Genomic DNA, 13930 nt, shown 5'->3' with positions numbered 1-13930 from the left:
AAAGCTATAGTTAAAACAATATGGGTATTTTTTGTTTAATAGTATGGATAGATGTTGTACTGGCGCATATTTTGTTAATTATATTTAAAGCAATAAATTTTTATTTTTTGAACAAATATCTATCACTCTTTTTAAAGACAATTCTCTGGATTTTTACCGGTGTTATTACTTTGTTTTTACTGGTCGTATTGCTTATCCAAGTTCCGGCTATACAAAATATGGTAAAAAATAAAGTAGTTAACTATCTAGAAGAGAAAATAAAAACCCCCGTAAGTATAGCTAAGCTAGAAATTGGCTTGCCAAAAAAAATAATTCTTCATGGCGTTTATTTTCAAAGCCTGCAAAAGGATACTTTATTAGCTGGCGATAAACTGGCTGTAGATATCAGTTTGTTTAAATTACTAGACAATAAGCTAGAGATTAATAGCATAGATTTACAAGGCGTTACGGCTAATGTTAAAAGAAATCAAGATTCTGTTTTTAATTTTGATTACATCATTAAAGCATTTGCTGCCGAGCAATCTAAAGAACCAAAGCCTCAGGATAGTAGTGCAACCATGAAATTTTCAATAGAAAAAATAAATTTGGACAAAATAAGGGTAAGGTTTGATGATGCCATCACGAAAAATAACCTGGATGTTTACCTCAACCATTTTGATACAAAAATTAAAAAATTTGATTTAGATAGTTTAGATTTTGACGTTCCAAAGATTACCCTAAACGGTTTAAATTTAAATTTGAAACAAGGTATAGTAGAAGAACTGGTAAAGAACACACAAGAAACTGTTAAAGAAGCTTCTCATAACCCATCTTTAAAATTAAAGCTCGAAGAAATAGCTCTTTCTGCTATAAAAATCAATTATAATAGCGAAGGGAGCAGCTTAAAAACCTTTTTAGATTTGGGTGAACTAAACCTGATTTTTAATACACTAGACTTACAAAAACAATGGATAAACATTGAAAAACTATCTATAAAGCAATCTAAAGGAAGTTTAGCCTTTGGAAAAGCATTAGCGAAACCCATTACAGAAACAACAAGCAATAACACGCAACCCGGCTGGAAAGTTGGTTTACAAGAAGTGGCTATAGCACAGGTTGATTTTAAGTTTGATGATTTTAATAGCAAACCTTTAAAAAGAGGTATAGATTATATGCACCTGGATTTAAAAGGACTTTTGCTAAATGCAGATGATATTTATTACAGTACCGATACCATTTCTGGAAAAATAGCCAGTTTGAAAGTTGCAGAAAAAAGTGGCTTAAATATTCAGGATTTTAAAACATCTTTTTTTTACGGACCTAAGTACGCTTACCTAGAGGATTTATATATTAAAACTCCAAGGTCGCTTATTCGGGATGAAATTAAAGTGGCTTATCCATCTATTGCAACTTTATCAAAGAATTTAAGTGAACTGTATATAGAAGCATCGTTAAATAAAAGTAGTATCGCTTTCGCTGATATTTTACTATTTGCACCAGATTTAGCTCAAAATCCTCCCTTTAAAGGAAACCCAAATGCTATATTAAGGGTGAATAGCACTGTAAAAGGAAGGTTAGACAATCTAAATATTCCTAAACTAGAACTTAGCGGAATTGGTCAAACTAATCTAGTTGCCTATGGCAGGATAAAAGGACTTCCAAATGTAGAAAAAGCTTTTTTTGACCTTAATATCAAAGAATTTAGAACCACTGCAAAAGACATCAATAGCTTTATTCCTAAAGGTACTTTACCGGCTCAATTTCAAATTCCGCAACGTTTATCATTAAATGGATTTTTTAAAGGAGCTATAAATAATTTTAATACGCAACTCTTTCTAAAAAGTAGTTTAGGAAATGCTACCGTTAAAGCTAATTACGACCAACGTTTAAAAAACAAAGAACGCTACCAAGCAACAGTTGAGGTAAAAGATTTCCATGTAGGGCAATTGATTAAAAATGATTCTATCGGTAGGATAAGTTTAAATGCACAAGTAAGTGGTATGGGCTTAAACCCTAAAACGATGGTTGCCGGCGTAAAAGCTCGGGTTTTAAAAGCTCAATACAATGGTTATAATTATAAAAATTTAGATGTTAAAGGAAATATCAAAGCAGGAATATATCAGGCAACAGCCAATATGGAGGATAAAAACCTTGATTTTGATTTATTAGCTAAAGGAAGTTTTAATCAGCAATATCCAAGTTTATATTTAAAGACCAATATAGATAGCGCCAATTTTGGAGCTTTAAATCTCTATAAAGGAAGCTTAAAATTTAGAGGTAAAATAGATGCTGATATAGCAACGCTAGACCCTGATTATCTGAATGGGAAAATATCTATAAACAATATGCTTATTGCAACAGAAACAGAGCGTTTTCCGTTAGACTCTATCAATATCATTTCGCAAGCATCGGCATCTCAAAACTCGTTAAACATCAAATCTCCTTTTTTAAATGGAAGTATAAAAGGTAAATATCAGTTTACGCAATTGGCTACAGCCTTGACCAATAGCATAGCTAAATATTACGATACCAGCCAGGGAATAAAAAAAGAGCCTGTTAAACCTCAATATTTTGCCTATCAATTATCGGTTCAAAATCATCCAGCATTAATAGCTTTTGTTCCGGGTTTAACCCGGATAGAGCCTATCCAAATAAACGGACGCTACAATAGCGAAGGCGACACCATTATTATGAAAGCCAATATTCCAAAAGTAATTTATGGTTCAAACATCATCAGTAATGCGGTATTAAATATAGAACCCAAAAACGATAGTTTGGCTTACAGCTTTATTATTGATGAAGTTAAAAGCAGTCAATTCTTGCTTCCTTATACAGCCTTAAGTGGAAACATTGCAAAAAATATCATCGATTATCGTTTACAGGTTAAAGATATCCAAGACAAAGAACGTTATTTAATTGCCGGAACCATGCAGGCCATTAAAAACGATACGGAGTTTAAACTAGCTTTAGAAGGATTAAAACTTAATTACGAAAGATGGCAGATTAACGAAAACAACCTTTTAAGTTTTGGAGAAAGTGGTATTTATGCCAATAATTTCGAATTACGAAACCAATCTCAATCCATCAAAATACAATCACAAGCAAGGGTTTTAAATGCCCCTATGACTGTTACTTTTGATAATTTTAAAATTGAAACCTTAACAAGCATCATCGAGAAAGATTCTTTATTAATAGGTGGAACCTTAAATGGAGATGTTTTACTGAAAGATTTAGATCGGGATTTCTCTTTTACTTCAGATTTAGCTATTCAAAACTTTAATTTCAGAACAGATACTTTAGGAAACATCAGCTTAAAAGTTAATAACCAGCAGGCCAATACTTTTGCTGCACAGGTAGCCATAACTGGGCAAGATAATGATGTTAGACTAGATGGAATTTACCGTACCAATAATAGTAGTTTTGATATGGATTTGAATATGGTAAAGCTAAATCTTAAAAGTATAGAAGGTTTTACTTTTGGTAATTTAAAAGAGAGTAGCGGTTATTTAACAGGCGGTTTTAAAATATCTGGTACAGCTACAGCCCCAAAAGTTATTGGCGATTTACAGTTTAAGGATGGAGCTTTTAGAGTAACACCTTTAAACTCTTATTTTCAATTACTAAATGATAAAATATCTTTTACCCAAGAAGGAATAAATTTTGATAGGTTTAGTTTATCAGACTCGGCCAATAATAAACTCACGGTAAACGGAGCAATTTATACCAGCAATTATCAGGATTATAGATTTAATGTAGATGTAAATGCCAATAATTTTAGGGCAGTTAACTCAACAGCTAAAGATAATGAGCTTTATTATGGCGATTTGTTTTTAAACACCCGATTAAGAATTCGCGGTGATTTAAACCAGCCAGAGATAGAAGGAACACTAAAAATTAATAAGGATACCAGATTCACTATTGTTTTACCACAGTCAGACCCGGGTATAGCAGACAGAGAGGGGATTGTAGAATTTATAGATCAGGATAATCCACAGCTGGCAGAAACTTTTGCTTTACCAGATTCTCTTAATAAAAGTAGTGTTACCGGTATGGATGTTTCTATGAATATAGAAGTAGACCCAGAAGCAGAACTGACCATGATTATTGATAAAGGAAATGGCGATTTTGTAAAGCTTAAAGGCGAAGCAGAGCTAACAGGTGGCATGGACCCATCAGGTAAAATAAGCCTCACCGGGAAATACGAATTAAAAGAAGGAAGTTATGAAATGTCTTTCAACTTCATCAGACGGATATTTAAAATTAAAGAAGGAAGCTCTTTGGTTTGGACAGGAGAGCCAACCACCGCTAATATAGATATTACTGCTATTTACGAAACAGAAACAGCTCCTCTAGATTTATTGGATAATCAATTAGGTGGTAGGTCCGCTGCGGTACGTAACACGTACAAGCAAGAAATTCCTTTCCAAGTATTACTCAATATGGATGGCGAGTTACTAAAGCCAGAAATTAGTTTTGATATTGTGCTCCCAGAAGGAAATTATAACGTTTCTCAAGATATCATCAGTGAGTCAAGAACCCGTTTAGAGCAGTTAAGGCAGCAACCATCAGAGCTTAATAAGCAAGTTTTTGCATTGTTATTGTTAAACAGATTTGTAGGCGAAAACCCTTTTGCAAGCGAAGCTGGTTCTGGTGGAGTAGAATCTATAGCCAGACAAAGTGTTAGTAAAATATTATCTCAACAATTGAATAATCTTGCAGGCGATTTACTTGGTGGTGTTGAGTTAAATTTTGATTTGGAAGCTACCGATGATTATACCACAGGACAGCTAGAAAACCGTACCGATTTAAATGTAGGCCTATCTAAAAGATTGTTAAACGACAGGTTAAAAGTTACCATTGGTAGTAATTTTGGCTTAGAAGGTCCGCAACAAGCAAACCGCCAAACTAATAACATAGCCGGAGATATTGCTGCTGATTATCAGCTTTCTAAAGACGGACGTTATCTGTTAAGGGCATATCGTAAAAATCAATACCAAATGGCTATACAAGGGCAGGTTATAGAAACAGGTTTAGGATTTATTTTAACGATGGATTATAACCAGTTTAAAGAGATTTTTGAAAAGCCTAAATCGCCACGAAGAAGAAATAATTCAAAATGATAAATAGATATTTGATAGTTTTTATGGTTATTTTCTTGATGTCTGCTTGTAGCAATATCAAGTATTTGCCTAAAGGCGAGCAACTTTATACAGGGGCAGAAGTTACAATTACAGATAAAGAAACTACCAAAAGCGAGCGTAAAAGCTTAACATCAGAATTGGAAGGTGTGTTAAGACCCAAACCTAACTCAACTATTTTAGGTTTAAGACCAAAATTATTTTTTTACAACATAGCCGGAACTCCTAAAAAAGAGAAGGGTTTAAGAAACTGGCTGAAGAATAAAGTTGGCGAACCTCCTGTATTCATGAGTCAGGTAGATTTGGATTATAATGCATCTATCATCCAAAACCGCTTAGAAAATAAAGGATATTTTTTAGCAGAAACAACCGCCGATTCTACCGAAAGAAACAGAAGAGTAAAAGCCCAATACTCGGTGCAAACCAAAAAACAATATAAGATAAGGAAGGTGATTTTTCCTCAAGATTCATCGGTATTAACTCAAGCCATCAAAGAAACAGAAGTTAATACTTTCCTAAAACCAACGGAAGCTTACGATTTAGACAAAATTAAGGCCGAGCGGGAGCGTATCGATGTACGCTTAAAAGAGAAAGGCTTTTATTATTTCGGGCCAGATTATTTAATTGTTAAAGTTGATAGTACCGTTGGAAACCAGCAGGTAGATTTATTAGTAGAAGTAAAAAAAGAAACCCCTATTAATGCCAAACAAGTTTATACGATAGATGATATTTACATTTACCCTGATTATTCTTTAAGAAAAGAAAGGCGGTTAAATAAAGACTCGGCAGTTGCTTATAAAGATTTTAAAATTATTGATGATGGCGATCCACTTTTTAAACCTCAGGTTTTTGATCGTACTTTGTTTTTCCATAAAGGAGATGTTTACAACCGTACTGATCATAATTTATCGCTTAACAGATTGGTAAATTTAGGTGTTTTCAGATTCGTCAAAAATCAATTCAAAGAGTCTGATTCTGTTCGTCATGTCTTGGATGCTTATTATTATTTAACACCAAGAGAGAAAAAATCTATCCGTTTTGAGTTGTTAGGGAAAACAAACTCAGCTAATTATACTGGTACAGAGTTAAATCTAAACTGGATAAATCGCAATACCTTTAAAGGAGCAGAACAATTAACCATTACAGGTTTTGGTGGGATGGAGACACAAGTATCAGGTCAAAACCAAGGCTTTAATGTTTATCGCTTTGGTGCTGATGCTAGTTTGGTTTGGCCACGTTTTATAACACCTTTTAATATCAATGGTACCAGTGCTTTTGTCCCTAAAACCAGAGCAACTTTAGGTTATGAGTTCCAGAATAGGGTGAAATTATATTCTTTAAACACTTTTAAAGCCTCCTTTGGCTATTTATGGAAAGAAGAAATCCGTAAAGAACACCAACTTAATGTAATTGATATTACTTATGTAAATTCTTTTAATGTTTCTGATTTATATAGGCGTCAAATTGATAGTATACCATCTTTAGCAAGAGTGATAGAAAAACAATTAATTTTTGGTCCAACTTATAGCTTTACTTTTACCAATACCACAGAAACCAGTAAAACACACACTTTTTACTATAAAGGTTCTATAGATTTATCTGCCACTATTACAGGTTTAATAAAAAATGGTAATGTACAAAGAGGTGATACTGCTACCATTTTGAATGTTCCTTATAGCGAGTTTGCTAAAACCGAACATGATTTTAGGTATTACCTTAAGCTTAATGACAGAAACAGGTTAGCTAGTAGAATTATTATTGGAGCTGGCTTACCTTATGGAAACTCCAGTTCTTTACCTTTTATCAAACAGTTTTTCTCTGGTGGAACAAATAGCATCAGAGCATTCAGGGCTCGGTCTTTAGGTCCTGGTACTTTCCGTTATAATGTTGATGAGGATAGCTTTTTACCAGACCAATCTGGAGATTTTAAATTGGAGTTGAATGCAGAATATAGAGCAAAATTATTTTCTATTGTAGAAGGTGCAGCTTTTATTGATGCAGGTAATATCTGGATGGCTAACAACGATCCAAACCGACCAGGTGCTGTTTTATCTAAAGATTTTATGAAAGAATTGGCTGTAGGAACAGGCGTTGGTTTGCGTTTTGATTTATCTTTTCTGATTTTGAGGGGAGATTTAGCATTTCCTATCCGAAAACCTTATTTACCTGATGGTGAACGTTGGGTTTTAAACCAAATAGATTTTGGTAACAGAGATTGGCGTAGAGAAAATCTAGTTTTCAATTTAGCTATTGGATACCCTTTTTAAGGATATACATATCTTTTTTGGCGGATTTAAAGTTGTACTTTAAATTTGTCTATTTAATTATAAAAATTTGAATTTTAGGTGTTTTATGTTTGTATTTTTAAAATCAAGTAGTTGATGCTATTTGTAATTCGGTGAAAATAAATCTATATTTGGACAGATTTAAAGTTGTACTTTAAAAATGGCTATTTCATCAAAAGAGTTTATATTAAGGATATTAGATAGCGAGTTAAATCGATTATCAAAATTATATACCATCATAGTGGTTACAGGCCCTAGGCAATCTGGAAAAACTTCTTTGTGCAAGCATCAGTTTCCAAATTATCATTACATCAATTTGGAAAATCCTACTACCAGAGAGCAAGTAATGGCAGCACCAAAAGCTTTTTTAGAGGAGCATCTTGGCGGATTAATTATAGATGAAGCCCGGCATATCCCAGAGCTATTTTCTTATTTACAGGTTATCGTAGATGAGCATGAGGATGCTAAATATGTATTAACCGGTAGTAGTAATTTTGCTTTATTACAAAGCGTTACGCAATCATTAGCTGGTAGGGCAGCTATACTTACCTTATTACCTTTATCATTAAATGAAATTGGCGAACATAAAAATACAAGTACCAATACTTTACTCTTAAATGGTGGTTATCCGGCTGTTTGGGCTAAGGGAATTCCTGCAAATGATGTAACACAAAATTATTATAACACTTATATAGAAAGAGATGTAAGACAGTTGTTAAATATCAAGGATATTAATCGTTTTCAAGTGTTTATGAAGTTGTGTGCTGGTAGGGTAGGTTCGGAGTTTAATGCTTCTTCATTATCTAATGAGATAGGTGTATCGGTACCTACAATACAAGAATGGTTAAATACTCTAGAAGCATCCTATGTAGTATTTAGGTTACCACCTTTTTTTAGAAATATTGGTAAAAGGTTAGTGAAATCTCCTAAAATATATTTTTATGATACCGCATTAGCCTGCTTTTTGTTAGGTATAGAAAATGAGCAACATTTAGATGCTCATCCTTTGCGAGGTGCTATTTTTGAGAATTTGGTGGTGTTAGAGTTTATGAAAAATAGATTTAACAAAGGTAAATTACCTAATTTATATTTTTATAGAGATAAATCTCAACATGAAGTTGATTTAGTAGAAGAAAAAGGTTTGCAACTTCATGCTTATGAAATTAAATCAGCTAAAGCTTTTACAAGAGATTTTTTAAATAACTTAAATTATCTTAGAAAAGTTGTTGGACAAGATATCACATCTACACAAGTAATTTATGATGGTCCTGATGATTATGAAACCTCGGAAAACGGAGTTATCAACTTTAGAAATATTAAGTTTGACAGCTAGCTATTAAACGCAAATAGTTCTCCATTATCAAAACTTTTTTCTAATTTAATACATAATCTACTTCCAATTCATCCAACTGGCTTAAAAGCTCTTTACAAATATTAATTTGTTTGGTTTTGCTTTGCATATCTACTTTTAAGCGGTCTTTTTTATCCAAAATAACAAAGCTTAATTTTTTGGAGCCACTATGGTTTGATATCACTTGATTTAAACTCTGAATAAATTCATCACTTATCTCGCTTATATCCACACTAATATCAATTTTGGTAGATTGTTTTTCCAGAACATCTCTAAGGTCTGTAAAATCTGTATAAGAAATACGATGCCTTTTAGTACCGTCTGGATTAGAAAAGTAGCTTACATTTCCTTTGATATAAAGATAATTATTGACAATCAAATGGTGTTTAAATTTCAGATATTCATCTCTATAAATGGTAAATTCAAAAGCATCATCATATCCCTCAAGCTTAAAAATACCCCAGCCTCTACCGTCTTTAGTAGTCATGTGCCTGATAGCGGTCACAATACCGCCAACTTTAAATTGGAAATCGGCACCTTTTTCAATATCATTAAAAATGGTAAGATTACCGCTAGAACAATATTTATTTAAAACCAATTTATACTCATCTAAAGGATGCCCTGAGATGTAAATCCCAACAACTTCTTTTTCTTTAGCAAGTTTTTCCATAGCTCCCCATTCTTCGCAAGGAGATAGCGTAGGCTCTGCAATTTCTACATTGCTTGAGCCTCCAAATAAACTTCCTTGAGAGGAATTTTCATTTTCTTTATGCTTAGCACCGTATTTAATTGCTTTTTCAAGTGGCGATGCTCCATCACCATCATCATAAAAATATTGAGCTCTATGGGTATTTTCAAAACAATCAAATCCGCCTGCCAGAACAAGATTTTCAAGAGCTTTTTTATTGGCAGCTCTTAAATCAATACGTTTGGCTAAATCAAAAATAGATTTGTATTTACCTGTTTTACGGTTTTCTACGATGGTTTCAACTGCTCCGGCTCCTACACCTTTAATAGCACCCATACCAAATCGGATAGCATATTGCTCATTTACAGTAAATTTATAATAAGACTCATTCACATCCGGACCTAAAACTTCCAAACCCATACGCTTACATTCTTCCATAAAGAAAGTTACCTGCTTAATATCATTCATGTTATTTGATAGTACAGCAGCCATATATTCGGCAGGGTAGTGGGCTTTTAAATATGCAGTTTGGTAGGCAATCCAAGCGTAACAGGTAGAGTGAGATTTGTTAAAAGCGTAACTCGCAAAAGCTTCCCAGTCTTTCCATATTTTTTCTAATGTTTTAGGGTCATGACCTTTTTCTGCAGCTTGTTGCACAAATTTAGGTTTCATTTTATCCAAAACATCTTTTTGCTTTTTACCCATCGCTTTACGTAAAACGTCTGCCTCACCTTTGGTAAAGCCAGCAAGTTTTTGGGAAAGTAGCATCACTTGCTCTTGGTAAACCGTAATTCCGTAGGTTTCTTTTAGGTATTCTTCGCAGGCATCTAAATCGTATTTTATTTCTTCTTCTCCATTTTTTCTTCTAATGAAACTAGGGATATACTCCAATGGTCCTGGTCTGTAAAGCGCATTCATGGCAATTAAATCACCAAAAACGGTTGGCTTTAGCTCTTTCATGTACTTTTGCATTCCGGGCGACTCGTACTGGAAAATACCTACCGTTTCACCACGTTGGAAAAGTTCATAAGTTTTTTCGTCATCAATAGGGAAGGTATCAGGGTCTAAATCAATACCCAGTCGGTGTTTAACCAACTTAACAGTGTCTTTTATCAGCGTAAGCGTTTTAAGACCTAAAAAGTCCATTTTTAATAAACCAGCACTTTCTACTACCGAGTTATCAAATTGGGTAACATATAAATCAGAGTCTTTTGCAGTTGCAACCGGAACGAAATTAGTAATATCGTCAGGAGTAATGATTACCCCGCAAGCATGAATACCGGTATTTCTTAAAGAACCTTCCAGAACTTTTGCTTGTTTGATGGTTTCGGCACCTAAATCATTCCCATTGGCCAAAGCAATTAATTGCTGAACGTTTTCCATCTCCTCAGAGCGGAGCGCACTTCTAAGCGCTTGTTCATCCATATTGAAAATCTTATTCAGCTTTAAGTTAGGGATGAGCTTAGCAATTTTATCAGCCTCAAAAAGTGGTAAATCTAGCACACGGGCGGTATCTCTGATAGATGATTTTGCCGCCATAGTACCGTAAGTGATGATTTGCGCTACTTGGCTGGCTCCATATTTTTTGATAACGTAATCCATCACTCGGCCACGACCTTCATCATCAAAGTCGATATCAATATCGGGCATGGAAACCCTGTCTGGATTTAAGAAACGCTCGAAAAGTAAATCATAAGCAATAGGGTCTATATTGGTAATACCTAAACAATAGGCTACTGCAGAACCTGCTGCCGAACCCCTTCCTGGGCCTACAGAAACGTCCATTTCTCTGGCTTTGGCAATAAAATCCTGAACAATTAAGAAATATCCCGGGTAACCGGTATTTTCTATAGTTTTAAGCTCAAAATCTAAACGCTCTCTAATTTCAGGAGTAATTTCATTATAACGTTTTGCTGCGCCGACATAGGTTAAATGAGCAAGGTATTTATTTTCTCCTCTTTTACCTCCATCAGCTTCGTCTTCTGGAACTAAAAACTCTTCCGGAATATCAAATTTAGGAAGCAAAACATCGCGATAAAGCGAGTAAATTTCTACTTTATCAATTACATCAGAAATGTTAATAATGGCCTCCGGAATATCAGAAAACAGCTTTTTCATCTCATCGGTAGATTTAAAATAATACTCGTCGTTTGGTAAGGCATAACGGAAACCTCTTCCACGTCCTTTTGGTGTAGAGAACTTCTCGCCATCTTTTACGCATAGTAAAATATCATGCGGATGAGCATCTTCTTTATTGATGTAATAAGTATTATTGGTGGCAATAAGTTTAACCTGATGTTTTTTAGCTAAGTTTATTAAAGTTTGGTTTACCCGATTTTCATCTTCCTGATTATGGCGCATCAGCTCGATATAAAAATCCTCGCCGAAGGTTTGTTTCCACCAGATTAAGGCTTCCTCTGCTTGGTTTTCGCCCATGTTTAAAACCTTACTTGGGATTTCACCATAAAGGTTTCCAGAAAGCACCATAATATCTTCTTTATACTGCTCTATAATTTGTCTGTCTATCCGGGGTACATAATAAAAGCCACTTGTATAAGCAATAGAAGACATTTTAGCTAAATTATGATAGCCTTTTTTATTCTTTGCCAAAAATACAACTTGGTAGCCATTGTCTTTTCTGCTTTTGTCTTTATGGTTATCGCAAACAAAAAACTCGCAGCCTACAATCGGTTTAATAATGGTTTCTGTTGGTGCTTCACCATTTTCTAAGGCAACTTTATTTTTTGCTTCTGCTGCTTTATTATGGTTTAAAACCTGACTTACGAAATGGAAAGCCCCCATCATATTGGCATGGTCTGTAATGGCAACAGCTGGCATTTTATATTTTGCAGCTGCTTTTACCAAATCTGCTACAGATGCTGTAGATTGTAAAATAGAAAATTGGGTATGGTTATGCAGATGTGCAAAACTTACATCTGCCAGGCTAGCAAAACTATCGCTGTTAATTTGATTAACATCATGTTGCTGTTTTGTACTTTTTCTAAGCGCTTCGGAAGCTTCTTTGAGGTTAATGTGTTTTAAACCAACTGGGCGAATAGTTTCTGGGTTGGCTGTTTTAAACTGAGTTAGATAAGCTTCATCAGTTTGTAATTCTTGCGTTGTAAAAACGTCTTTTCTAAGAAGTTCAAAAAAGCATCGGGTGGTAGCTTCAACATCAGCTGTTGCATTATGTGCTTCGCCAAAAGGTACTTTAAATAGGTATTGGTGAAGCTCTGTTAAATTAGGGAGTTTAAATTTTCCGCCTCTACCACCAGGTAACTGTAATAAGCTAGCAGTAACTTCTGTACAGGTATCTAAAATAGGTTTGTTGTTAAGTTCTGTAGCTATTTGAAAGCGGTGGAACTCGCAACCCATAATGTTTAAGTCAAACTTGATGTTTTGCCCTACAATAAATTTAGCTTGTGCAATGGCAGCATTAAATTTTACTAAAACATCTGCTAAAGGAAATCCTTCTGCAGCGGCTAGCTCGGTAGAAATACCATGAACTTTTTCGGCATCGTAAGGGATATTAAAGCCCTCTGGTTTAATTAAATAATCCTCATTGGAGATGAGTTTCCCCATATCATCATGTAATTGCCATGCAATTTGAATACACCTCGGCCAGTTATCTGTATCGGTAATAGGGGCGTCCCATCTTTTAGGTAATCCAGTGGTTTCGGTATCAAAAATTAAATACATCGTAATGATATGTTTTTGTGAATGAGGAGTTTGGCAGATGAAGATTATTCTGCCTGACTAAGCTCAAATTTACCAAAAAAATTGTGTGATTTTGGGGTGTTGATAACTTGTTTGCTCATTTAAACTATCAACATTATTTTGAATTTATTCATATAATAAGCATATTTAGTAACTATGAAAAAACATGTTTCAAAACCTATGGAAGTAGGTGTTATTAAATCTACTGCTGTATTTATACTGTTTATTTGGATTTCTTTTTTGCATGTTAATGCTCAAACACAGACTTTTAATTACGAAAGTTTCAAAACTAGCTTAAGAGATACCGTTATTTTAAGCAAGAAAGATAGTTTGGAGGTAATTAAACATCTTTCAGGAGACTTTGATAAGTATTATAATTATAGATTGAAAATAAAGAGAGAAATAATAGAATCTTATTCTTGGGATAGAGCATCTTTTTATCTAGACAAACCTATTAAAGAAGTTAAAGCTTATGCTAAAGAACTCAAAATTGATAGCGCTTATTATTTGGTAGCTTTTGTTTCGGATACTCAAATTAAACATCCTTTAAAAAAGGAAATCATTAGCGATTTAAAAAATAGTTTTTATGAAATAAAGAAAGATTCTTCTGTTTATAATTTAGAAGGTGTGGGCTTATTGAATGCTTTTTTTACTATCAGGATGAAACCTAGAAGTGAGAAACAGCATAAACTCATTTATCAAATAAAAAACAAACCAGACATTGCTTTAATAGAACAGGTTTTCTTAATTAAACAAGATGATTTAAAGCCAG

General features: G+C 34.0%; 5 protein-coding genes. 4 read left to right on the top strand and 1 reads right to left on the bottom strand.

Translation table 11 applies throughout. The features are described 5' to 3' along the window. The first annotated feature begins 218 nt into the window (after positions 1–218). From B2745_RS05675 to B2745_RS05665, 3 genes are all read left to right on the top strand, one after another. A complete protein-coding gene (locus B2745_RS05675; RefSeq protein ID WP_304064302.1) occupies positions 219–5099 on the top strand; it encodes a translocation/assembly module TamB domain-containing protein in 4881 nt (1626 codons plus the stop codon). Beyond that, positions 5096–7384 (top strand): BamA/TamA family outer membrane protein, encoded by a 2289-nt coding sequence (locus B2745_RS05670; RefSeq protein ID WP_304064301.1) that lies wholly within the window; start codon positions 5096–5098, stop codon positions 7382–7384. Before B2745_RS05675 ends, B2745_RS05670 begins: the two co-directional genes overlap by 4 nt. 178 nt (positions 7385–7562) lie before the next feature. Then, positions 7563–8735, top strand: coding sequence for an ATP-binding protein (locus B2745_RS05665; protein ID WP_304064300.1), 1173 nt, complete (start codon positions 7563–7565; stop codon positions 8733–8735). 40 nt (positions 8736–8775) lie between these two features. Here the strand turns inward: B2745_RS05665 and dnaE are convergent, their stop codons facing one another. Next, positions 8776–13140 (bottom strand): DNA polymerase III subunit alpha, encoded by a 4365-nt coding sequence (gene dnaE / locus B2745_RS05660; protein WP_304064299.1) that lies wholly within the window; start codon positions 13138–13140, stop codon positions 8776–8778. 174 nt (positions 13141–13314) lie between these two features. Between dnaE and B2745_RS05655 the strand changes: the two genes are divergently transcribed. Beyond that, positions 13315–13930, top strand: a 616-nt coding sequence (locus tag B2745_RS05655; protein ID WP_304064298.1) for a hypothetical protein, incomplete at its 3' end; no start/stop codon positions are given.

Source organism: Pedobacter glucosidilyticus, from assembly GCF_002483235.1.
GTDB classification, from domain to species: domain Bacteria; phylum Bacteroidota; class Bacteroidia; order Sphingobacteriales; family Sphingobacteriaceae; genus Pseudopedobacter; species Pseudopedobacter glucosidilyticum_B.
Note: the sequence above shows the minus strand (reverse complement) of the source record. Positions and strands in the feature narration are given on the sequence as shown.